Annotated in this window: 24 protein-coding genes and 1 riboswitch; of the genes, 12 read left to right on the top strand and 12 right to left on the bottom strand. The window is 66.9% G+C overall.

Going from position 1 to position 22,474, the window contains the following annotated elements; translation table 11 throughout:
• Positions 1–8: 8 nt before the first annotated feature.
• On the top strand, positions 9–311 hold the full coding sequence (locus tag AC4EEO_RS05835; RefSeq protein ID WP_018760285.1) for a hypothetical protein: 303 nt from the start codon (positions 9–11) through the stop codon (positions 309–311).
• A gap of 62 nt (positions 312–373) precedes the next feature.
• Here AC4EEO_RS05835 and AC4EEO_RS05830 read toward each other — a convergent pair whose 3' ends face one another.
• The 3 genes from AC4EEO_RS05830 to thiO form a co-directional block, all read right to left on the bottom strand.
• The gene (locus AC4EEO_RS05830) at positions 374–1,186 is read right to left on the bottom strand and encodes a thiazole synthase (protein ID WP_018760286.1); all 813 of its coding nucleotides are present in this window, start codon (positions 1,184–1,186) and stop codon (positions 374–376) included.
• Between the two features lie 4 nt (positions 1,187–1,190).
• Positions 1,191–1,427, bottom strand: a complete 237-nt coding sequence (thiS, locus tag AC4EEO_RS05825; RefSeq protein ID WP_018760287.1) for a sulfur carrier protein ThiS — start codon at positions 1,425–1,427, stop codon at positions 1,191–1,193.
• Positions 1,424–2,713: a glycine oxidase ThiO gene (thiO, locus tag AC4EEO_RS05820; protein WP_133831005.1), complete on the bottom strand. Its 1,290-nt coding sequence runs from the start codon at positions 2,711–2,713 to the stop codon at positions 1,424–1,426. The genes thiS and thiO overlap by 4 nt, the downstream gene beginning before the upstream one ends.
• Positions 2,709–2,827: riboswitch (TPP riboswitch) on the bottom strand. It overlaps the preceding gene by 5 nt.
• A 27-nt stretch (positions 2,828–2,854) precedes the next feature.
• Here thiO and thiE point away from each other — a divergent pair.
• The 4 genes from thiE to AC4EEO_RS05800 all read left to right on the top strand — a co-directional run bounded on the left by thiE (position 2,855) and on the right by AC4EEO_RS05800 (position 7,928).
• Positions 2,855–3,547 (top strand): thiamine phosphate synthase, encoded by a 693-nt coding sequence (gene thiE / locus AC4EEO_RS05815; RefSeq protein WP_491340088.1) that lies wholly within the window; start codon positions 2,855–2,857, stop codon positions 3,545–3,547.
• Positions 3,548–3,576: 29 nt separating this feature from the next.
• On the top strand, positions 3,577–5,088 hold the full coding sequence (locus AC4EEO_RS05810) for an RNB domain-containing ribonuclease (protein WP_491340087.1): 1,512 nt from the start codon (positions 3,577–3,579) through the stop codon (positions 5,086–5,088).
• Between the two features lie 291 nt (positions 5,089–5,379).
• Positions 5,380–7,047, top strand: a complete 1,668-nt coding sequence (locus AC4EEO_RS05805) for a DEAD/DEAH box helicase (RefSeq protein WP_491340086.1) — start codon at positions 5,380–5,382, stop codon at positions 7,045–7,047.
• An 8-nt stretch (positions 7,048–7,055) separates the two neighbouring features.
• A complete protein-coding gene (locus tag AC4EEO_RS05800) occupies positions 7,056–7,928 on the top strand; it encodes a DNA-methyltransferase (protein WP_018760292.1) in 873 nt (290 codons plus the stop codon).
• A gap of 13 nt (positions 7,929–7,941) precedes the next feature.
• Here AC4EEO_RS05800 and AC4EEO_RS05795 read toward each other — a convergent pair whose 3' ends face one another.
• On the bottom strand, positions 7,942–8,790 hold the full coding sequence (locus AC4EEO_RS05795; RefSeq protein WP_491340085.1) for a PHP domain-containing protein: 849 nt from the start codon (positions 8,788–8,790) through the stop codon (positions 7,942–7,944).
• Positions 8,791–8,869: 79 nt separating this feature from the next.
• Here AC4EEO_RS05795 and AC4EEO_RS05790 point away from each other — a divergent pair, with 79 nt between their 5' ends.
• Positions 8,870–10,444, top strand: coding sequence for an aminopeptidase P family protein (locus AC4EEO_RS05790; RefSeq protein ID WP_491340084.1), 1,575 nt, complete (start codon positions 8,870–8,872; stop codon positions 10,442–10,444).
• Positions 10,445–10,565: 121 nt separating this feature from the next.
• Here the strand turns inward: AC4EEO_RS05790 and AC4EEO_RS05785 are convergent, their stop codons facing one another.
• Positions 10,566–11,534 (bottom strand): YflT domain-containing protein, encoded by a 969-nt coding sequence (locus AC4EEO_RS05785; RefSeq protein ID WP_491340083.1) that lies wholly within the window; start codon positions 11,532–11,534, stop codon positions 10,566–10,568.
• Between the two features lie 77 nt (positions 11,535–11,611).
• On the opposite strand from AC4EEO_RS05785, the gene AC4EEO_RS05780 reads away from it, so the two are divergent.
• From AC4EEO_RS05780 to AC4EEO_RS05770, 3 genes are all read left to right on the top strand, one after another.
• Complete coding sequence (locus AC4EEO_RS05780) at positions 11,612–12,895, top strand: magnesium transporter MgtE N-terminal domain-containing protein (RefSeq protein WP_026264267.1); 1,284 nt, start codon at positions 11,612–11,614, stop codon at positions 12,893–12,895.
• Positions 12,879–13,577: a DUF1003 domain-containing protein gene (locus tag AC4EEO_RS05775; protein WP_491340082.1), complete on the top strand. Its 699-nt coding sequence runs from the start codon at positions 12,879–12,881 to the stop codon at positions 13,575–13,577. The genes AC4EEO_RS05780 and AC4EEO_RS05775 overlap by 17 nt, the downstream gene beginning before the upstream one ends.
• 67 nt (positions 13,578–13,644) lie before the next feature.
• Positions 13,645–14,790 carry an Mrp/NBP35 family ATP-binding protein gene (locus tag AC4EEO_RS05770; RefSeq protein ID WP_491340399.1) on the top strand — a complete coding sequence of 382 codons (1,146 nt, stop codon included), beginning with the start codon at positions 13,645–13,647 and terminating at the stop codon, positions 14,788–14,790.
• A gap of 8 nt (positions 14,791–14,798) precedes the next feature.
• Here AC4EEO_RS05770 and AC4EEO_RS05765 read toward each other — a convergent pair whose 3' ends face one another.
• The 3 genes from AC4EEO_RS05765 to sigE form a co-directional block, all read right to left on the bottom strand.
• Positions 14,799–15,203, bottom strand: coding sequence for a twin-arginine translocase TatA/TatE family subunit (locus AC4EEO_RS05765; RefSeq protein WP_018760299.1), 405 nt, complete (start codon positions 15,201–15,203; stop codon positions 14,799–14,801).
• A 69-nt stretch (positions 15,204–15,272) separates the two neighbouring features.
• Positions 15,273–16,109: a hypothetical protein gene (locus AC4EEO_RS05760; RefSeq protein WP_018760300.1), complete on the bottom strand. Its 837-nt coding sequence runs from the start codon at positions 16,107–16,109 to the stop codon at positions 15,273–15,275.
• Between the two features lie 7 nt (positions 16,110–16,116).
• Positions 16,117–16,731 (bottom strand): RNA polymerase sigma factor SigE, encoded by a 615-nt coding sequence (gene sigE / locus AC4EEO_RS05755; protein WP_109863734.1) that lies wholly within the window; start codon positions 16,729–16,731, stop codon positions 16,117–16,119.
• Between the two features lie 229 nt (positions 16,732–16,960).
• Between sigE and AC4EEO_RS05750 the strand changes: the two genes are divergently transcribed.
• On the top strand, positions 16,961–17,593 hold the full coding sequence (locus AC4EEO_RS05750) for an O-methyltransferase (RefSeq protein ID WP_018760302.1): 633 nt from the start codon (positions 16,961–16,963) through the stop codon (positions 17,591–17,593).
• Positions 17,594–17,647: 54 nt separating this feature from the next.
• Here AC4EEO_RS05750 and AC4EEO_RS05745 read toward each other — a convergent pair whose 3' ends face one another.
• The 4 genes from AC4EEO_RS05745 to AC4EEO_RS05730 form a co-directional block, all read right to left on the bottom strand.
• Entirely contained in the window at positions 17,648–17,815 is a 168-nt protein-coding gene (locus AC4EEO_RS05745; RefSeq protein WP_009357720.1) for a DUF3117 domain-containing protein, read from the bottom strand.
• 233 nt (positions 17,816–18,048) lie between these two features.
• On the bottom strand, positions 18,049–19,305 hold the full coding sequence (locus tag AC4EEO_RS05740) for a hypothetical protein (RefSeq protein ID WP_018760304.1): 1,257 nt from the start codon (positions 19,303–19,305) through the stop codon (positions 18,049–18,051).
• Positions 19,302–19,760, bottom strand: coding sequence for a DivIVA domain-containing protein (locus tag AC4EEO_RS05735; RefSeq protein ID WP_018760305.1), 459 nt, complete (start codon positions 19,758–19,760; stop codon positions 19,302–19,304). Before AC4EEO_RS05735 ends, AC4EEO_RS05740 begins: the two co-directional genes overlap by 4 nt.
• Positions 19,761–19,835: 75 nt before the next feature.
• Complete coding sequence (locus AC4EEO_RS05730; protein WP_018760306.1) at positions 19,836–20,618, bottom strand: LOG family protein; 783 nt, start codon at positions 20,616–20,618, stop codon at positions 19,836–19,838.
• A 104-nt stretch (positions 20,619–20,722) separates the two neighbouring features.
• On the opposite strand from AC4EEO_RS05730, the gene AC4EEO_RS05725 reads away from it, so the two are divergent.
• Together AC4EEO_RS05725 and AC4EEO_RS05720 are read left to right on the top strand one after the other, a co-directional pair.
• On the top strand, positions 20,723–21,478 hold the full coding sequence (locus tag AC4EEO_RS05725) for an amino acid ABC transporter ATP-binding protein (RefSeq protein ID WP_026264268.1): 756 nt from the start codon (positions 20,723–20,725) through the stop codon (positions 21,476–21,478).
• A gap of 68 nt (positions 21,479–21,546) precedes the next feature.
• On the top strand, positions 21,547–22,434 hold the full coding sequence (locus AC4EEO_RS05720; RefSeq protein ID WP_018760308.1) for a glutamate ABC transporter substrate-binding protein: 888 nt from the start codon (positions 21,547–21,549) through the stop codon (positions 22,432–22,434).
• Positions 22,435–22,474 lie beyond the last annotated feature (40 nt).

Here is a 22,474-nt window from a genome sequence, read left to right as displayed (position 1 = left end):
GGAGATCCATGCTGTCGCTGACCATCGTGGTGCTTGCCACGCTCGCCGCCGGGTTTATCGTCTGGGCCAATGACAAACGCCATTCCCGATACGGCGCGGGCGTGCCCGCCGGGATCGCCGTGGGCGTCGCGGCGATGGCGTGGATCATCCTCATGACGGCAGGTTTCGGCTACCTTCCGGGTTTGACGTGGCTCCCCTGGGTCCTGCCCATCGTCCTCGGCACCGCCGCGGCCATTGCCGCCGTCGCCTACCTGGGCCGCACCCGGACACGCCATGACACGGAACGGCTGAACGCGGTCCTGCGGGGCTGAACCGGACTGAGTAAAGCTGTGGCCACCACCCGGACGGGTGGTGGCCACAGGCTTTTTATGGGCTAGAGGAACTCGGCCCGGCCCTCCATCGCCGATGAGGCCAGGGCGTGTTCCCGGCGCGGGATGCGTCCGGCTGCCCTCGCCAACCTTCCGGAAACCACGGCGTGCTTGAACGCTTCCCCCATCAGCGCCGGGTTCTGCGCCCGCGTCACGGCTGTGGCCAGCAGGACGGCGTCGCAGCCCAGTTCCATGGCCAGGGCGGCGTCGGAGGCCGTACCGATGCCCGCGTCCAGGACCACGGGAACCGAGGCCCGGGAGACGATGAGTTCGATGTTGTGCGGGTTCAGGATGCCCAGGCCGGTGCCGATCGGTGCGCCGAGCGGCATCACGGCGGTGGCACCAAGATTTTCCAGCCGCAGCGCCAGCACGGGATCGTCGTTGGTGTAGGCAAAGACCTTGAAGCCGCGGTTGACCAGCTGCTCGGTGGCGTCAACGAGTTCCACGGCGTCCGGCAGCAGGGTCTGCTCGTCGGCGATGACTTCCAGCTTCACCCAGTCGGTTTCGAGGGCCTCCCGGGCCAGTTCCGCGGTGAGGACAGCGTCCCGGGCCGTGAAGCAGCCAGCGGTGTTGGGCAGGACTTTGATCCCGTGGTCCACCAGCAACTGGAACAGAGAGCCGGTTTCCGCGGTTGAGTAGCGCCGCATGGCCACCGTGGTCAGTGCCGTCCCGGAGGCCAGGAGCGCAGCGCCCAGGCCGTCCAGGCTGGGCGCACCGCCGGTACCCATGATGAGCCGGGATCCGAGGGCGACGCCGTCGATCACCAGGGTGTCATCTGCGGCTTGGCTTGCGGTGTTGATGGTGCCGGTTTCGGTCATGGGGTCAGCCTCCTTGTACTGCAGTGACGAGTTCGATGTCGTCGCCGTCGGCGAGCGCGGTACCGAACCATTGGCTGCGCGGCACCACCTGGGCGTTGTGGGCGACGGCGACGCCCAGTTTCCTGCCGTCCGTCGCCTGGCCGTTGGGGGCCAGCGGCCGCCCGGTGACCTGGCTGACGAGCGTGGTGATGGAGGCGCCGTCGGCCACCGTGTGCGGGTTTCCGTTGAGGGTGATGTTCACGCTGTCTCCTTCAGATGGGGGCTGGGGACGGCCACGGCCGACCCGGAAAAACGGTCCGGGGTGAACGGTGCCCAGCGGGGATCGGCGGCTCCGTCCAGGAGTGCCGTGCAGATCGCGGCGGCGGCGGGCGTGAGCAGCACCCCGTGCCGGAAGAAACCGGTCGCGATGATCAGCCCCGGCACGTGCCCGTCGGCTGGGCCCCCGGATCCCAAGGACGCCGCAACCCGGCCCAGCAAGGGTGCATTGTCGGGGGTTCCGGGGCGCGCCCGGGCGGTGCATTCCAGGAGTTCAAGTTCGGCGACGGCGGGAACCAGCGCCTGGGCGTCCCGGAGAAGCTGGTAGACGCTCCCGGCGCTCACGGCGTCGGAGAGGGCGTCCTCCCGTTGGGACGCGCCGATGACTGCCGTGCCATCCTCCCGGGGCACGATGTACACCGGGATCCCGTGGACCAGCCCACGCACCGTGGCTGTCACCAACGGGCGGAGGTGCTGCGGCACGGAAAGCCGGAGGATGTCCCCGTGCACCGGCCGCAGCGGCAGGTCAAGGCCGTGGGGCAAGCCGTCAAGGGACGCCGCGTGCAGGCCGTTGGCCACGACAGTTTCCCCCGCCAGGACTGTGCTGCCGCTCCCAAGGCGGACGCCGGCCACCGTCCCGTCCTTCCACAGCAGTCCGGCCGCCCGCTCCGGGACGGCAAAACCTTCCGTTGCACCGGCAACCGCCACCGTCGGGGTTTCCCGTACCGTTGCGGCGAGCGCCAGGCGCACGGACGCTATCAGCCTCCTCGGGTCCACCTGGTGGTCGGCCGGGGTGTCCAGCGCACAGGAGATCCCCGGGCTCAGCAGGGGTTCGCGGCTGCGGGCTTCACGCACGGTCAACGGTGCCACCTCCAGGCCGCTGGCCTGCTGCACTGCGCGCAGGTCCATCAGCGCCCGCCGGTCGGCAGCGTCGACACCGACAGCGAGGGTGGGTGTCATCAGGTAGCCGGTCCCGGCTCCGGCTGCTGCGGCGACGCCGGCAGCGAAGCCTGGCCAGCGGGATGATGCGTCGAGCATGAGTTCCAGGAGGTCCTCTTCCTGGTAGTGCAGCTCGCTGACGGGGGCCAGCATGCCGGCAGCGGCCCAGCTGGCGCCGGCGCCGGGCGCGTCATCGATGAGGGCAACGGACCTGCCGGAGCGCTGGATCTCCCAGGCGATTCCGTGTCCCACCACTCCGGCGCCGATGACGGCGACGTCGGCCCGGATGGCGTCATCGCCAAGTCCGGGCAGGCAGTTCCTGGTGCTGGTCATGGTGTGGTTCCTTCCCTACGCCGGTATTAGCCGGATCAGGTCAAGCGGTCGGCTCCGACGCCCTCTCAGCCCGGCGCTTTGTGACAGCTGCCGCGGGCTCCCGCAGTACCAGCCCAGTTTAGAGGAACTAGGCTGGCAGGCATGAATATGTCCCCCTCCTCCTTTCCTGCCCTTGGGGCGGCCCGACTGTACCTCTGCACGGATGCGCGCCGGGACCGCGGCGACTTTGCCCGGTTCGTGGATGCCGCGTTCGCCGGGGGCGTGGACATCATCCAGTTGCGCGACAAGAGCATCGAGGCAGCCGAAGAACTGGACCTGCTGGCGGTCTTGAAGGAGGCCGCGGTTCGCCACGGGCGGCTTTGGGCCGTTAACGACCGGGCCGACATCGCGGTGCTGTCCGGCGCACCGGTGTTCCACATCGGCCAAAAGGACCTCCCGTTGGCTGCGGCCCGGACGCTGGTCAACGGCAATGCGGCCATCGGGCTGTCCAGCCACAGCCCGGAGCAGGTGGATGCCGCCCTCTCCGCCGCTGCCGGGCCTTCCCACCTGGACTACTTCTGCGTGGGGCCTGTCTGGGCCACGCCCACCAAACCCGGCCGGACCGCCGTCGGGCTGGACCTGGTGAAGTACGCCGCCAAGGCCGCCGCGGAAGTACCCAACCCGGTGCCGTGGTTTGCCATCGGGGGCATAGACCACGGGAACGTGCACCAGGTGGCGGAGGCAGGAGCACGGAGGATCGTGGTGGTGCGTGCCATCACGGAGGCGTCGGATCCCGCGGCCGCTGCGGCCTCCCTGCTCGACGCGCTGGACGCTGCCGGCCCCGGGCCTGCGTAAACCCGGGACTTGGAGTTACGCTGACTTTTGTGTCACATCATCGGTTGGCTCCCAATGTCCGCGACCACCGGAACGCCTTGGAAGAGGCACTGGGCGCGTTGCGGACCGAACTCGAACTGCCGGGGCCTTACCCGGCCGCGGCAGTGGACGACGCCCGCGCCGCCGTGGCGGCCCTGAAACTGCCGTCCTATGACCTGACCGCCGTCGCATTCGTGACCATCGACCCCGCCTCGTCCACGGATCTGGACCAAGCCGTGTTCATCGAGCCGGACGGGGGCGGCTACCGGGTGCTGTACGCGATCGCCGATGTTCCTGCATTTGTTGCGCCGGGTGGTCCGCTGGATGCTGAAACCAGGCGCCGCGGGCAGACGTTCTACGCTCCCGACGGCCGGATCCCGCTGCACCCGGAGGTCATCAGCGAAGGGGCCGGGAGCCTGCTGCCGGGCCAGGAGTGTCCGGCTTTCGTCTGGGAATTCACGCTCGACGCCGACGCAGCAGTGACGTCCGTGGGCGTCAGGCGGGCGCGGATCCGCAGCCGCGACAAGCTCAGCTACAAAGGTGCACAAGCAGCCCTCGACGCCGGCACCGCTCCCCCCGTGCTGCAACTGCTCCGGGAAGTGGGGCTGAAACGGGTGGCGCTGGAGCGGGAGCGCGGGGGCGCCAGCCTCAACATGCCGGAGCAGGAGATCGTTCAGCTGCCCGACGGCGGCTACCGGATCGACGCCGCCCCGCAGCTTCCCGTGGAGGACTGGAACGCGCAGATTTCGCTGATGACGGGGATGGCGGCCGCCCAGCTCATGCTGGAAGGCAAGGTGGGCATCCTGCGCACCATGCCGGCCCCGGATGAGCGGTCGCTGAGGCATTTCCGGCTGCAGACCGAAGTGCTGGGCAGGCCGTGGGACGGCGAAGTCAGCTACGGCGAGTACCTGCGGTCGCTTGACCCCACCGATCCCCGCCAGCTGGCCATCATGCATTCGGCCGGGATGCTGTTCCGGGGCGCGTCCTATACGGCGTTTGACGGGACGGTCCCGGACGACGGCATCCAGTCGGCCATCGGCGCCGCCTACGCCCACACCACCGCCCCGCTGCGCCGGCTGGTGGACCGCTTCGTGCTGGTGATCTGCGAAGCCCTCAGCAACGGCGGTGATGTTCCGGGCTGGGCACGGGAGGCGCTGCCGCTGCTGCCGGGAATCATGGCCGGTTCCGACCAGCTGGCGTCGCGGATGGAGCGGATGGCGCTGGACACGGTGGAGGCGGCATTGCTGCTGAACCACATCGGCCAGGAATTCGACGCGATCGTGATTTCCGGGTCCAAGCCCCAGAACGGAAACGGCAACGGATCCGCCAAGAACGGCAATGGAAACGGCAACGGAGCCACCAAGAACGGCAACGGGAACGGCAGTTCCGGGATCATCCAGATCGCCGAACCGGCGGTGACGGCCCGCTGCGCCGGCGAGCTGACGTCCGGTACCAAGGTGCGCGTCCGGCTGCTGTCCTCCGACATCACCACCCGGCAGATCCACTTCGAACTGGTTCCATAAGGGCCCTATGGACGCGGCAGGAAGGGGCAACACGGGGATTTCGCCCCTGTACGGCTAGACTGGGAAGGTAGAACTGGATGCCCGGTCGTTGATTTCCTTGATTTGAAACCAACAAGCCCGCCCCTACGCGATCTTGAGATTTGCCCGTTGGTCACCAGTGCCAGCATTAGATAGCCCGCGATCGGCTTCCACTGGATTAGCTTGCGCGCCCGAGCGTGCTCCGGAACGGCCAGGACTGGCCGGCCCGTTGAGCAGGCAGCGCCATTGCCCAAATGAATAAGGAAACTCCCCGTGAGTGAATTGCATACCCACCAGCTCCTGACCGATGCGTCCGGCACCGAGACCATCGAGCCGGAAGAGACCATCATCTCGGACGAGACCCCGCACGAGATCGCGGAGAAGTCCTTTGCCGACTACAACGTCCGCGCGGATATTGTCGAGTCCCTCGCCGACGCCGGGATCACGCACCCCTTCCCCATCCAGGCCATGACCCTGCCGGTGGCCTTGGCGGGCCACGACATCATCGGCCAGGCCAAGACCGGTACCGGCAAGACCCTGGGCTTCGGCATCCCGGCGCTGCAGCGGGTCATCGGACAGGACGACCCCGGCTACGCCAAATTGGCCGTCCCGGGCGCCCCGCAGGCCCTGGTCATCGTCCCCACCCGCGAGTTGGCAGTGCAGGTGGCCAACGACCTCCAAACGGCCTCCCGCAAGCGCAACGCCAGGATCACCACCATTTACGGTGGCCGCGCCTACGAGCCCCAGGTTGAAGCACTCCAGCAGGGCGTCGAAGTAGTAGTGGGTACCCCGGGGCGCCTGATCGACCTGTACAAGCAGAAGCACCTGAGCCTGAAGAACGTCAAGCTCGTGGTCCTCGACGAAGCCGACGAAATGCTGGACCTGGGCTTCCTGCCGGACGTTGAGACCCTGATCGCCGGAACCCCGGCTGTCCGCCAGACGCTCCTGTTCTCGGCAACCATGCCCGGCCCCGTCATCGCGATGGCGCGCCGCTACATGACCCAGCCCACCCACATCAGGGCAGCCGATCCGGATGATGAAGGCCTCACCAAGCGCGACATCCGCCAGCTCATCTACCGTGCGCACAGCATGGACAAGACCGAGGTGGTGGCACGCATCCTGCAGGCCCGGGGCCGTGGCCGGACCATCATCTTCACCAAGACCAAGCGCACCGCCGCCAAGGTGGCCGAGGAACTGGTGGACCGCGGTTTCGCCGCCGCAGCCATCCACGGCGACCTGGGCCAGGGCGCACGCGAACAGGCGCTCCGCGCGTTCCGGAACAACAAAGTGGATGTGCTGGTGGCAACGGACGTCGCCGCCCGCGGCATCGACGTGGACGATGTCACCCACGTGATCAACTACCAGTGCGTCGAGGACGAAAAAATCTACCTGCACCGGGTGGGCCGCACCGGCCGCGCCGGCAACAAGGGCACTGCAGTCACATTCGTCGACTGGGATGACATGCCGCGCTGGGCGCTGATCAACAAGGCCTTGGGCCTGAGCGTCCCCGAGCCCGTGGAAACCTACTCCTCCTCACCGCACCTCTACACTGACCTCGACATCCCCGAGGGCACCAAGGGACGTCTCCCGCGCGACAAGCGGACCTTGGCCGGCGTTGACGCCGAGGTGCTTGAGGACTTGGGCGAAACCGGCAAGAAGAACAGCCGCGGCGGCCGGGACGCCTCCCGTTCCCGCGAGCGCGACGGCCGGGGACGCGGAAAGGACGACGGCGGAAAGGCCGGCGGCCGGGACTCCGCCCGCTCCGGTGAGCGCCGTCGTCGTACCTCCGACTCCGCCCCTGCCGCGGACGCAGCCGCCCCCGCGGCCGACGGCGACCAGCCCTCGCGCACCCGCCGTCCCCGGACCCGCACCCGCCGCCGCAACGGCGAAGTGGTTGCCGCCGCGGACAAGGGCGGACAGCCCGGCAGCTCCGAGGGCTAACTGCGTCGATGACAGACACTGTTTGGGCGCCGGACGGCGGCAGCCTGGTGGTTCACGCGGACAACGCGGAGTACCTCCCAACACTGCCGGACGGCGCCTTCACGCTGATCTATGTGGATCCGCCCTTCAACACGGGCAGGCCGCAGCAGCGGCAGGAAACCCGGATGGTAGCCAACGCTGAAGGCAGCGGGGACCGGGTGGGTTTCAAGGGCCGTTCCTACGACACCATCAAGGGCGCACTGCACCGCTACGACGACGCGTTCAGCGACTATTGGTCCTTCCTGGAACCGCGGCTGGTGGAGGCGTGGCGCCTGCTGGCTGATGACGGCACCCTTTACCTGCACCTGGACTACCGCGAGGTGCACTACGCCAAGGTGATGCTGGACGCCATCTTCGGCCGGGCATGCTTCCTGAACGAAATCATCTGGGCGTACGACTACGGCGCCCGGGCGAAGAACCGGTGGCCCACCAAGCACGACAACATCCTGGTGTACGTCAAGAACCCGGCCAAGTACCACTTCGACAACGCCGAGGTGGATCGTGAACCCTACATGGCCCCCGGGCTGGTGACGCCGGCCAAGCGCGAACTGGGCAAGCTGCCTACGGACGTCTGGTGGCACACCATCGTCTCCCCCACCGGCAAGGAAAAGACCGGGTACCCCACCCAGAAGCCGGAAGGGCTGGTCCGCCGGATTGTGGCCGCCTCGTCCCGCCCCGGCGACTGGTGCCTGGACTTCTTCGCAGGCTCCGGCACCCTGGGCGCCGTGGCGGCCAAGCTTGGCCGGAAGTTCGTGTGCGTGGACCAGAACCAGCCCGCGATCGACATCATGGCCAAAAGGCTCGGTGCGCACGCCACCCTGGCCGTGTACCAGCCCACCTGACGCGCCCCCTTGATCAGGGGCGGATGACCGCGGCTCCGGTACCCAGTTCTTCGATCCGCGCCAGCATTCCGGGGGCAGTGACGTTCTCGCCGAGCAGATTCGGCTTGCCCGTACCGTGGTAGTCGGAGGAGCCGGTGACCAGCAAGCCATGCTTGGCGGCGAGCTTGCGCAAAAACGCCCGCCCCTCTTCCGGATTGTCCCGGTGGTCGATCTCCAGTCCCGCCAGTCCGGCGTCGATCATCTCTTGGTAGGTCCGCTCCCCCACGATCCGGCCCCGGGCCGACGCTACCGGATGGGCAAACACCGGCACGCCTCCCGCGGCACGGACAAGTTCGACGGCGGTGGCCGGGTCCGGTGCATAGTGCGGGATGAAGTAGCGGGACCGGGAGGTGAGGATCGAAGCGAACGCCTCGGAACGGTCTTCCACCACCCCCGCTGCCACCAGGGCATCAGCGATGTGCGGCCGGCCCAGGGTGGCGCCCGGAGCCACGTGGTGGATCACGTCGTCCCATGTCAGGGGGTAGTCCTCGGCCAGGATGGTGACCATCCGTTCGGCCCGCGTCAGGCGCGAGTCCTTGGCTTTGGTGATCTCCTCCAGCAGGCCTGGATGGGTGGGGTCCTGCAGGTAGCTCAGGAGGTGGACGCTGATGCCTTCCGCGGTCCGGCAGGAGACTTCCATGCCGGGAACCAGGGCCACGCCGTGCGTGACGGCGGCCGCGGCCGCCTCGGCCCAACCCGCGGTGGAATCATGGTCGGTCAAGGCCACCACGTCCAGGCCCGCACGCGCGGCAGAGGCCATGACGTCGGCGGGGGGCTCTGTCCCATCGGAGACGTTGGAGTGGGCATGCAGGTCAATCCTCACTTGTCCAGACTAGTGGACCCCGCCCCTGCCGCACCGGAGCCTGTTCGCATAGCCGCGACGCTGGTGAGACGATGGTGCCGTGAACCATGCCGATAACACCCAGAACTCTGCCTCCCAGCCGCTGGAGGAGCGCGTCAACAACCGCTCTCAGCGGCCCAGTTCCAACGCTTTCAAGGCCTTCATGGCCAGCAACTGGGCGCCGTCCAGCCAGGAACTCCCCCAGCGCGACGCCGTCGCCGGCTACGCCGCAACCCGGCGCAAGGCAATCTCCGCCCTGTTCAAGGGCGAACGGCTGGTCATCCCCGCCGGACCGCCCAAGGTCCGCTCCAACGACTGCGACTACCGCTTCCGGCCGCACTCCGGCTTCGCCCACCTGACGGGCCTCGGCCTGGACCACGAGCCGGACGCTGTCCTGATCCTGGACCCGGTGGAGGAAGGAACCGGCGACGACGGCGGCAACCACCGCGCCACGTTGTACTTCCGGCCGTTGGCGGGCAGGGACACCGAACAGTTCTACGCCGATTCCCGCTCCGGCGAGTTCTGGATCGGGGCGCGCCCCACCCTCGAAGAGTTCCAGGCCCGCCTGGGGCTGCCCACCGCCCACATCGACCAGCTCGAAACGGCCATCACCAAGGATGTCGGCGCTCCCGAGATCGGCGGCATCTCCATCCGCCTGGTCCGCAAGGTGGACGAAAACATCGACGCCCTGGTGGATACGGCCCGGTACAACACGGCGAAGGACCCGGAGAACCTGGACCTTGAGGTCCTGGACGCCCTGGACGAGAAGCTCAGCGAAGCACTCTCCGAGCTGCGCCTGCTCAAGGACGAGTGGGAGATCGAGCAGATGAAGATCGCCGTGTCCGCAACGGTTGAGGGATTCGAGGAGGTCGTCAAGGCCCTCCCCCGTGCGCTGACGCATGCCCGCGGCGAACGGGTAGTGGAGGGGGCGTTCTTTGCCCGCGCCCGCGAGGTGGGCAACGAACTGGGCTACGACACCATCGCGGCCTCCGGCAACAACGCCACCGTGCTGCACTGGACCCGCAACACCGGCCGGGTCCACGCAGGCGACCTCCTGCTCCTGGACGCCGGTGTCGAGGCCGACTCGCTCTACACGGCGGACATCACCCGTACCATTCCGGCTGATGGCACTTTCACCGCTGTCCAGCGCAAGGTCTACGAGGCAGTGCTCGACGCCGCGGACGCCGGCTTCGCCGCAGCGCAGCCGGGGACGAAATTCCGCGACATCCACACCGCGGCAACCACGGTCCTGGCCGAGCGCCTCGCCGAGTGGGGTCTGCTGCCGGTCAGCGTGGAGGAAGCGGTCAGCCCCGAGGGCCAGCAGCACCGCCGCTGGATGCCGCACGGAACGAGCCACCACCTCGGCCTGGATGTGCACGACTGCGCCCAGGCCAAGCGGGAACTATACCTGGACGGCATCCTCACCGAAGGCATGGTCTTCACGATTGAACCTGGCCTCTACTTCAAGGCGGAAGACCTGGCGATTCCCGAGGAATACCGCGGCATCGGCGTCAGGATCGAGGACGATATCCTCATGACCGCCGACGGCCCCGTCAACCTCAGCGCCGCCCTGCCCCGCACGGTTGAAGACGTGGAGACCTGGATGGCCGGCATTTACCGGACCGAAGAGGCCTGACACGGGCACACACGGGAAAAGCGTGGCCACCGGACTGGGTCCGGTGGCCACGCTCTTTTCGTTTCGCCGTCATCCTGCGCGCGCCGTCAGGAAGGCAGGGGTGTCTGCGGAGCTGGCAGCCCTATTGTCCGCTGCCGCCCCGGTGCGTGTCCTCGTCCTTGCCGTACTGCCCTGCGTTGTGCTCCGGGTTGTGGCCCGCTGCGGATTGGGTGGCCGGTTCGTTGGTGTGTTCCGGGGCGGCTGCGCCGTGCTGCGCGGCGTCAGCCGTGGGGCCCTGCGGAAGCCGGACTCCGTACTGGGGGCGGCCGTCCGGCAGGTCGGGGTACCGCACGGTGCGGACCGGCTGTGCCGGCGGCTGCCCGTCGTCATACTGTTGTCCGGCCTGTTGCTGGCTTCCGGCGCCCGGGGAGCCGTGGCCTTCCTGCGGCGGAGCTGCAGTGGGCCGCTGGCCGTAGGGGTCGTTCCACCCGGCGGGCCTGGCCGGTCCTTGGCCAGGCTGCTGTTCCTGCCCCGGCTGCTGCTGGTTCGGCTGGTTGTAGTAGTCATGCTGCGTGTACGGGCCGTGCCCGGACGCCGCGTCGGAGCGGGACATCGGCAGCTGCTGCAGCAGGCGCCGGGCCTCATGGGCTGCCTCGGGAGCCACGATGACATCATAGTTCGTGGCCACTACCTGGCTGGTGGAGGTGAAGTCCCGCTTGCCGCGCTGCATGGCGTAGGTGACGATGCCGAAGAGCATGAAGAAGGCCGCACCCATCAGCACCGACGTCATGATCGAGAAGTAGCCGGGCGAGGGCGCAAAGAAGGACAACATGACGCCTACGAAGAGGCCGAACCACATGCCGCTCAGTGCTCCGGAAAGGGCCACCCGGGGGTAGCTCAGGCGTCCCGTCACCCGCTCCACCATCTTCAGTTCGTTGCCCACGATGGAAACCATCTGGACCGGGAACTGCTGGTCCGCGAGGTAGTCAACCGCCTTCTGGGCGTCGAGGTAGGAGTTGTAGGACCCGACGGTGTCACCGGTGGGTACGGCCCGGGCGTCATCCGGTCCGGTGGGGCCGCCGGTCTTGGGAGCACCAAAAATGTTGGACATACACCCATTCTTGCCCATCAAGATGGGTGCTGCCTGTAAATTCAGCTAAAAGAGAGCAGACTCGGTAGCCTGTAGTGGTGAGCACAACACCTACCCGTGTCTTCGTGGCACGCCTCCTGGGCCTGGATGTCTTCGACCCCTTGGGTGACCGCCTGGGCCGGCTGCGCGATGTTGTTGTGCTGTCCAGGGGGACCCAGGGTGCGCCGCATGTGGTGGGTATCGTGGTGGAAGTTCCGGGGAAGAAGCGCGTCTTCGTGCCCATGACGCGGATCACCTCGATCGATCAGACGCAGATTATCTGCACCGGCCTGGTCAACCTGCGCCGGTTCGAACAGCGTGGAGCCGAAACCCTGGTGGTGGCGGAGATGTTCGACCGGCGGGTCACCCTCCGCGACGGCAGCGGGGACGCCACCATCGAGGACATCGCGATCGACCAGCACCGGTCCCGGGACTGGTTCGTCAGCAAGCTCTTTGTCCGGCGCGGCCACTCGCTGTCCCCTTTGAGCCGCTTGCGCCGCAATGAAACCCTGATCATTGACTGGGCGGACGCCCAGCAGGGAGCACGCACCGAGCCGCAGGCAGCCACGCAGTTCGTGGCCAACCACGAAGACCTCAAGCCCGCAGACTTTGCCGAGGCACTGCAGGAGATGAGCGACAAACGCCGTTTCGAAGTGGCCAGCGAACTGCAGGACGAGCGGCTGGCCGACGTCCTCCAGGAGCTTCCCGAGGACGATCAGGTGGAAATCCTCTCCGCGCTGGATGTCCAGCGCGCCGCCGACGTCCTTGAGGAAATGGACCCCGACGACGCCGCCGACCTCCTGGGCGAACTCCCCTCCGCCCAGGCCGAAGAACTCCTCCAGCTGATGGAGCCCGAAGGCGCCGAGGACGTCCGCCGCCTGCTCGAATACGACGAGGACACGGCCGGCGGCCTGATGACACCCGTGCCGGTGATCCTGCCGCCGGAAGCCACGGTGGCCGAAGCCCTGGCCCACGTGCGGCGGGAGGAGCTCTCCCCTGCGCTGGCGTCGTCGATCTTCATCGCCCGGCCGCCGCTCGAGACCCCCACCGGCCGCTTCCTGGGCGTGGTGCACATCCAGCAGCTGCTCCGGTTCCCGCCGTTCGAGGCACTGGGCAACCTGGTGGACAAGAACCTCGAGCCTTTGTCCGACCAGGCCCACATCAGTGAGGTGGCCCGGACCCTGGCCACCTACAACCTCAACTCCCTCCCGGTGGTCAACGACGCCGGCCGGCTTGTGGGGGCGGTGACTGTTGATGACGTATTGGATCACTTGTTGCCGGACGACTGGCGCGCCCACGATGGCGAAGCCCCGATAAGAAAGCTCGGTGGCCGCATTGGCTGATAACAGCGCCCCAAAGAACCCCAACCAGCGGAACCTGGCCAACGCGGAAGCAAAAGGCAGCCTCGACACACCCCTAAGCGCCCGTCAGCGGATCCTGCCCAAGTTCAAGCCGGATCCGGACGCATTCGGGCACGCCACCGAGGGTTTTGCCCGGTTTATGGGCACGCCGCAGTTCCTGGTGTACATGACGGTGTTCTGCATCTTCTGGTTGGGCTGGAACACCTGGGCGCCCGTCGAGTGGCAGTTCGACTCGAGGGACCTCGGCTTCACCCTGCTGACCTTGATGCTGTCGCTGCAGGCTTCCTACGCGGCACCCCTGCTGCTGCTCGCGCAGAACCGCCAGGACGACCGCGACCGCGTCTCGCTGCAGCAGGACCGGCAGCGCGCCGAACGCAACCTGTCCGACACCGAGTACCTCACCCGGGAGTTGGCCTCCCTGCGGATCGCGCTGCGTGAAGTAGCCACCCGTGACTACGTCAGGGCGGAGTTGCGCTCACTCCTGGAGGACATGTTGGAAGCCCAGGAGGAACTCCGGACCCACGACGACTCCGGCCCCGGTTCCCATGAGTCACCGCGGGACAAGGTCAAGGACAAACTGCGTGAGCAGAGGGACCGGCAGCGTGGCCCGCGGACCCAGCAGATCCCCCGGGTCAAGCCCGGCCATTCCACCAACGAACGCTAGGCCGGATCATCCGGCTGCACTTCGCCGCACCAGCACGAAAGCCGAGGCCCCTCACGTGAGCGCCCCCATGGATCCGGCACCATCCAGCAACTCCGCGCTGCTCCAGGCCGTCACCCACGCCCTGGCAACCGTTATTGACCCTGAGCTCCGCCGCCCCATCACCGAACTGGGGATGGTGGACTCCGTCCAGGTGTCCGACGACGGCCGGGTCACCGTCGCAGTCCTGCTCACCATTGCGGGTTGCCCGCTGCGGGACACGATCACAGCCGATGCCCGCAAGGCCCTGTCCGCGGTCCCCGGCGTCACCGCCGTCGACGTCGACCTGAAGGTCATGGACCAGGCCCAGCGGGATGCGCTCAAGGAGAAGCTGCGCGGCCCCGGCGGCGCACGCACCATCCCGTTCAACCAGCCCGAGTCGCTGACCAAGGTCTATGCGGTGGCCAGCGGCAAGGGCGGGGTGGGGAAATCCTCGGTGACTGTAAACCTTGCCACTGCCTTGGCTGCCCGGGGCCTGCGAGTGGGCATCGTGGACGCGGACGTCTACGGTTTCTCCGTCCCCGCCTTGATGGGCATCACCCAGGCTCCCACCCAGGTGGATGACATGATCCTTCCCCCGGTTGCCTACGGTGTGAAGGTCATCTCCATCGGGATGTTCGTCACCGGGAACCAGCCTGTCGCCTGGCGGGGACCCATGCTGCACCGGGCCCTGGAACAATTCCTCACGGACGTCTACTTCGGCGACCTGGACGCACTGTTCCTGGACCTTCCCCCGGGGACCGGGGACATCGCCATTTCGGTGGCGCAGTTGCTGCCCAAGGCTGAGATCCTGGTGGTCACCACGCCCCAGGCTGCGGCAGCGGACGTGGCCGAACGCGCGGGTGCGATCGCAGCCCAGACCGGCCAGAAGATCGCCGGTGTCATTGAGAACATGTCGTACCTGGACATGCCCGGCGGCGGCAGGATGGAACTCTTCGGAAGCGGCGGCGGGACAGTCCTTACCGGGCGGCTCAGCACCACGCTCGGCGTTCCGGTGCCGCTGCTGGGCCAGATTCCGCTGGATATCCAACTTCGCGAGGGCGGTGACGCCGGGGTTCCGATCGTGCTTGGCCGGCCCGATTCCGCGGCAGGCGTGGCGTTGACAGGTATCGCGGCGCAGCTTGCCGCCACACCGCGGGGCCTTGCCGGGATGAAGCTGGGCCTCCAGCCCCGCTGACCAGCGCCCTAGGTGGCTTCGGTATCGAAGGGAGCGGTTTCGCCCGGGGCGAGCCGCTCCACAACCCGCTCAGGACGGGAAGGTGCGGCGTCGGCCACTGCAGCCGCGCCGGAAACCGCCGCCACCGCGGCCGGGGCTCCGGCGCTGACGGGTTTGGTGTCGTCGTCGAAAAGTGCTTCCTTGATGATGCGGCGGGGGTCGTACTGGCGGGGATCGTACTTCTTCCAATCGACATCGTCGATGTCGATGCCTACTTCTTCCTTGATTTGCTCACGGGCACCGGAGGCCATCCGGCGGACTTCCTTGACCAGGTTTGCCAGCTTCTGGGTATATTCGGGCAGCCGTTGGGGGCCGATCACGAGAACGCCTATGATCAGCAGAATTATGAATTCCGGGCCGTTGATACCAAACACTTTAGGAAGATTACCCTCTCCGGGCTGCCAGTGACGATTCCCGTCCGGCTGACGTGGAAACAGTCCGCGTCACGGGGTGAACAGGGCTGCGATCTTGCTGATGCCGCGCTCCAGCCGTGACTCCAGCGGCTCCCCGGACTTTCCTGCGGACGCTTCTGGAACGGAGGCCGCAACACCCTCGGTGGCGGCATCAGCGACGTTCTTGAGGATCGGAAGGGCGTCGTCGGCCCGCGCCGCAGGAAGGTCCGAGCGGTAGGTGATGGTGAGGCCGGCGGTCCGGTAGGTCGCGGACGCCGGGGTCAAGGACCACGCCTGCGACGTCCCGGCACCCGGTTTGGACGGGTGCTGCTCGGTGACCGTGGCGTGATGGGCACCGTCGGTAAGGCGCAGCTCCACCGCCGGTTGTCCTTCCACCAGCACCGCCCGTGCGGCTTCGAGGTGGAATCCCATGGCCTGCAGTTCCGGGCAGGCCCAGCCTTCAGAACGCAGCGAGGCCAGTTGGGCGGGATCCAGCGGGCGCCCATCCGTTGGGCTCTGCGAGGAAACGTGGGAAAACGCCGCCTCCGTTCCTGACGGTTCCCCCGCCACCGGATCCCCCGCTGCGGTGAACGCCCCCACGGCGAGCACGCCGGCCGCGGCCATGGTCCCTCCCGCGGTGAACGCCAGGGCCCGGGCGGCCATCCGGCTTCCGGTGGGGCCCGCGGGTGCTTCAGGCTGCGCCGCAAGTTCGTGGGTGCGCGCCAGAAGCCGTGCCGTCAGGTCCTCGCTGGCGGGCGGGACCGGCGCTTGGCGGAGGCGCTCAAGGTACTGCCGTTCCCGGCGGACAGTGGCGGCACACTCCTGGCACGCCTCGAGGTGGCTGCCGGAGCGCTGGTGCTTGCCGCCGAAAGGAAACTGGGACCTCATGCGCCGATCAGAGGATGCCCGCTATGCGCGGCATGGAGAGCTTGCGGCGTCCCTGGTGCGGGCGCGGGTCACGGTGTGCCAGCTTTTCCCGCAGCATGGTCCTGCCGCGGTGGATACGGGAACGGACGGTGCCGAGTTTGACGCCGAGCGCCTCGGCCACTTCGTCATAGGACAGGCCTTCGAGGTCGCAGAGGACGACGGCGGCACGGAAGTCCGGCGGGAGTTCCTCCAGCGCTGCCTGGACATCGAGGTCCAGGTTGTTCAGCTCGAAGCTCTGCTCGGGGCCCGGTTCGCGGCCGGGCAGCCGGGACTCGGCGTCCTCCGCCAGGGCGTCGAACCGGATGCGCGTCTTCCGGCGCGCCTGGTCGAGGAACAGGTTGGTGGTGATGCGGTGCAGCCAGCCGTCCAGGGTGCCCGGCTTGAAGTTTTCCAGTGAACGGAAGACGCGGACGAACACCTCCTGGGTGAGGTCCTCGGCGTCGAACTTGTTCCCGGTCAGGCGGTAGGCCAGCCGGTAGACCTTCGCGGAGTGATTGGTGACCACTTCTTCCCAGGTGGGACGGACCCACTCATCATCGGGATTGTTGACTGCAGGGACAGGTGCCACAACTGAAGATGACATCGTCCACTCCCCTCGTGGAATGCTAACGCCCGGATACTGTTGACATCTCTGATTCGGCGCCGGTCACCTTTTGGATGAGCGGATTCCAATCATGTCAAACTTGGCTGGGAATTTCCTGACCGCAGGGTAACTTCAGCCTTCGGCGCAACAGCCTCTTCCCGGGCCGGCGGGGCCGGACACAGTAGGCTAAAGGGGACATTCCCCCTTCACGCCCAGAAAGCGATAATTCATGAGCGCCGACAAGTCCAGCAGCTGGTCCTATGCAGAAGATCTGCCCGCTGAGGATGAGGTCATGCTTCGGGCCCGGGAACGTTCCTTTGAATTGGGCGTGAGTGCCATCAGCCCCGGTGTCGGCGCGGTCCTGACGGTCCTTGCTGCCGCGTCGAAGGCGCAGACCGCCGTCGAGATCGGCACCGGCGCCGGTGTCTCCGGCGTCTGCCTGCTGCGGGGCCTTGGCCCGCACGCTGTCCTGACCACCATTGACGTGGACGTCGAACACCTGCGCGCGGCCCGCGAGGCGTTCACCGAGTCCGGCAGTCCGGCCAACCGCACGCGCACCATTTCCGGCCGGGCCGGCGATGTCCTGCCGCGCCTCACTGACGGCGCGTATGACCTGGTCTTCATCGACGCCGACAAGCCCGGCCTGCCCGGCTACGTCGAGCAGGCCATCCGGCTCCTCAAGAGGTCGGGCCTGTTGATTATCAATGACGCCCTGGACAAGGACAAGGTGGCCAACCCGGCCGGCCGCGAGGCCACTACGGTGGTGCTGCGCCAGGTGGGAAGGGCCATCCGCGACGACGACCGGCTGGCGTCGGCGATGCTCCCCACCGGCGACGGCCTGCTGGTCGCCGTCAAGAAGTAGGCCGGAAACAGGACAGGGTCCGCGGCACGAGGCCACGGACCCTGTCCGGCACGACTATTCGGTAACGCCCACCAGGCATTCCTTGAGGTTGGCTGCTTCGGCAGCGTTCAGCTCGACCACGAGGCGCCCGCCGCCTTCGAGCGGGACGCGCATGATCAGGCTGCGGCCCTCCTTGGTGACTTCCATTGGGCCGTCGCCGGTACGTGGTTTCATAGCCGCCATGAGGAATTCCCCTCCATTTTGTTCCAGGACTGATCAGCCCGGGCGGGCTGGGTCCGCATGTCGATCAAGCGGCTGTGGCGGGGTGGTGCTCCCCCCGCCGAGGCTGCGCGTTTTCTGGATGCTTGTGTCCTTGCTTACTTACTATTATCGCGGATTTACCCGCACGTAGCTAATCGATGGACATTTCCGTGCGCCGGGCATTCCCGGCCTGACCTGCACGGAAGCCCCTCCCGCTAGGGCGGATAATCGCCGCCTCCCGGCAGCTGGGCCCAGGCCCACAGCCACACGATCCACACGATCTGCAACAGCACGAACATGGCCACCACGGTTCCGCGGTAAGCCCGGGACCGGGAAAGGAAGGCAGCGCCCAGGGCCAGCGGAAACAGGGGCAGCAGCATCCTGAACGTGCTGGTCTGCGGGTGGAGGAACATCAGCAGGTAGCCCATGTAGCAGGCACACCACAGCCGGAGTTCGGCACCGAGCCGCACTACCGGGGGAAGGAACAGCATCACGCCGAACAGTGCCACAAAGACCAACGGCGCCAGCAGGCCAAGGACGGGGCCGAAAAGTTCGACGCCGGTATCGAACCAGGGCTTGAACGGCACCAGGTCCTGCCCCCGCCACACAGTTTCGGTCTTGGTGTAGGCCTGTGGGTCACCCGTGGCGGCCCACGCGGCAGCAGGCCAGACCAGTGCGGACACACCTGCGACGGCGGTGAGTCCAGTCAGCGCGGCGAGGTCCCGCACCGAGTGGGATTCTTCTTCCGTTCCCGGCGCGGCGCCGCCCCGGAGACGGTCCACGGCGCGCCAGACCAGCAGCAGGCCCACCATGGCCGCGAAGGGCACGCCCACGGGCCGCGACAGGCACAGCACGAACACCACCGGCATGGCCCACAGGTATTGGCGGCGCAGCACCAGCAGGAGGGCCCACGCAAGCAGCAGGAGGGACAATGGTTCGGCGTACGGCACCTGCAGCACGGCCGAAACGGGAAAGGTCGAGAAGAACGCGACGCCCCACATCGCCTGGCCATGGTCCGCCCGCTGCCGGAACAGGACGTAGGCCAGCAACGCGGCGCCCCAGCCGGCCAGCATGGCGATCACGGTCAGCGATGCGGCGGAATTCATGCCGGTGAGGCGGCTGAGCCCGCCGGCCAGCGCGGGAAAAAGCGGGTAGAAGGCCCACGTGTTTTCCTGCACGTTTCCGGCGGCGTCCGTGGGGAGCACGGAAGGGTAGCCATCGGCGATGACCGTGGCGTACCAGCGGGCATCCCAGATGTTGATGAAATTCCAGTAGTCCGGCTTCGGCGGGAACCAGGGGTTGACGCCCTGGTGGAGCGCGGCGGCCATGAAGATGCACGCCGAGACCAGGCGGGCGGCGGCATACAGGACAGTGGTTTGGATCCACCACGGCCAGCCGCGGACGGCGGAAGCAGCCCGGAGTGCGGCAGTGTGGGCAGATGCCAGGGGGCTGCGGCGGTCCACCGTGCTCACGGGCCGCCCGTCCCCGGCACGGCGGTCCCGCGGGCGGCCTCGTCCGCGTCCGCGGAGGTGCCCGGGTCAGCCGGTGCCGGGTTCGCGGGGGCGGCCGGGCCGGCGTCGGAATCCGGTTCCGGTACGTCGCCTTCCATCGCAGCCAGCCGGCTGCGGAGCTCCGCCACTTCCCGGTTCCTGGCGGCGAGTTGGTCCCGCAGGTCCTCCAGGACCTGGTCCACCTGGTCCATCCGGTAGCCGCGCAGCCCGAGCGAGAACCGTAGTTGGTCCACGTCCTCAGGTCCGGCGTGTGCCGGCAGCAAGACCGGTGGGAGGTTTGCGGGCGGGTCCTCGAGGCCGGCACCCAGCAGTGCAGGCAGCCCGGCACCGCCGGTACCGCGGGAGCGCCGGCCCAGGCCGGCCCACAGGACCGCCGCCACCAGGACCACGGCGAGGAATACCAGAAAGAAACTCACTGTCCCATCGTGCCAGATCCATCCCGCCGGTCCGCGGCCCACGGCACGGAACCGGGCCAGGCCGTGGCCCCTGTACTACTCCGGCCGCTGCTCACCATTCATGGACGGGGTCACGGCAACGTGAAGCACACGGTCCACCGCTTCGGCGGGATCGTCAACGAGCTGGATCAGGTCCAGGTCCTTCTCCGAGACCATTCCCTCGGCCACCAGGGTGCCCCGGATCCATTCGATCATCGGCCCCCAGAATTCGACGCCAAGGAGCACGATCGGGAACGACGTCACCTTCCGTGTCTGGACCAGGACCATGGCCTCGAACAGCTCATCCAGGGTGCCCAGGCCGCCCGGCAGCACGATAAAGCCCTGCGCGTACTTGACGAACATGGTCTTGCGGGCGAAGAAATAGCGGAAGTTGATACCCAGGTCCACCCACTGGTTCAGGCCCTGCTCGAAGGGCAGCTCAATGCCCAGGCCCACGGATACGCCGTTGCCTTCCACCGTCCCCCGGTTGGCCGCCTCCATGGATCCGGGGCCGCCGCCGGTGATAACCGCCACCCCGGCCTCGGCGAGCTTGCGCCCCACCTCGACGCCCATTTCGTAGTACTTGCTGCCGGGCTTGGTGCGGGCGGAACCAAAAACGCTGACGGCCTTTCCAATGTCCGCCAGCGCACCGAATCCTTCGACGAATTCGCTCTGGATCCGCAGGACCCGCCAGGGGTCGGTGTGGACGAACTGGCCGGGGCCTTTGGTATCGAGCAGATGCTGGTCGGACATTTCCACGGCGGCCTGCTTGCGGCGCAGTTCAAGGGGCCCTTTGCGGCGTGGCTGGGTTGTCTTGGCCGGATCAGCGTTGGTACTCATTCCCCTAGGCTAACCTCCGACTCCAGGTATCTCTTGAATCACGATCGGCATGAACTTGGGGTGATTGGCGTCATAACCCACCGTTGTTCGCTAGATTCTTTCCTATGACTACTCATGTGCCCGGCGATGCCCTCGTCTCCCTGAACGCCGTTAATAAGCATTACGGCCAGCTGCACGTTCTGAAGGACATCAACCTGCAGGTCCGCAAGGGCGAGGTTGTTGTGGTCATCGGACCTTCGGGCTCCGGTAAGTCCACCCTCTGCCGCGCCATCAACCGCCTGGAAACCATTGAGGGTGGAACCATCACCATCGACGGGAAAGTCCTGCCCGAGGAAGGCAAGGAACTGGCCCAGCTCCGCGCCGATGTTGGCATGGTCTTCCAGTCTTTCAACCTTTTCGCACACAAGACCATCCTTGAAAACGTGACGCTCGGGCCCATCAAGGTCAAAGGCGTTTCCAAGACGGCCGCGGAGAAAGATGCCATGGCACTCCTGGAACGGGTAGGCGTAGGGCACCAGGCGCCCAAGCTTCCCGCCCAGCTTTCCGGCGGACAACAGCAGCGCGTCGCCATCGCGCGCGCCTTGGCAATGAAGCCGAAGGTCATGTTGTTCGATGAACCCACGTCCGCGCTCGACCCCGAAATGATCAACGAGGTCCTGGACGTCATGGTCCAGCTGGCCAAGGAAGGCATGACCATGATCGTGGTCACCCACGAGATGGGCTTCGCCCGAAAGGCTGCTGACCGCGTGGTCTTCATGGCAGACGGCCAGATCGTGGAGGACGCCACCCCGGAGGAATTCTTCAACAACCCGAAGAGCGACCGTGCCAAGGACTTCCTCTCGAAGCTCCTCACGCACTGATCCCCAAGCAACCACACTCAGTTCGCATCCAGGCCGAGAACCCAACGGCCATCAATGAAAGGAATGTCATGAAGGCATTTATGTCCCGACGAAAGTCCTTCGTCGTGGCGGCTACAGCCGCCCTCGCCCTGTCCCTTAGCGCTTGCGGTGGCGGAGACTCCGGAGGCTCAAGCAACCCGAGCCCCGTCGAGAAGCCGTCGTTCGCAGCCGGTACCACCATGGAGAAGCTGTCCTCCGCCGGCACCATCAAGATCGGCACCAAGTTCGATCAGCCGCTGTTCGGCCAGGTCGGCCTGGATGGCAAGCCCGTCGGTTTCGACGTTGAAATCGGCAAACTGATCGCCGCCAAGCTGGGCATCGCCGCTGACAAGATCGAATGGTCCGAAACTGTCTCCGCAAACCGCGAGCCCTTCATCGAACAGGGCAAGGTGGACATCGTCATCGCGACTTACACCATCAGCGACAAGCGCAAGCAGGTCGTTGATTTCGCCGGCCCGTACTACGAAGCAGGCCAGGCCTTGATGGTGAACAAGGACAACGACTCCATCAAGAAGCCCGAGGACGTCAAGGGCAAGAAGGTCTGCTCCGTAACCGGCTCCACCCCCGCTGCGACCATCGTGGACAAGTACGGCGCCGAACTGGTGCCTGCCGCTACCTACTCCGCCTGCCTGGAGCCGCTGCGCAACAAGCAGGTTGAAGCTGTTACCACTGACAACGTGATCCTCGCCGGGTTCGTTGACAAGGAGCCGGACGCTTTCAAGCTTGCATCAGAAGAAACCTTTACCAAGGAGCCTTACGGCATCGGCCTGAAGAAGGGCGACACGGAGTTCCGTAACTGGATCAACGACCAGCTTGAGTCCTTCGAGAAGGACGGTTCTTACAAGAAGGCCTGGGAAGCCACCGCAGGTTCAGTCATCAAGACTGCACCGAGCCTGCCGGCCATCAACCGCTACTGAGCAGCGTTCCATAGGTGCCGGGGCCGCCAAGCAGCCCCGG

It is taken from the genome of Pseudarthrobacter sp. MOO13 (genome assembly GCF_058267655.1).
This window is presented reverse-complemented; position numbering and strand designations above follow the sequence as displayed.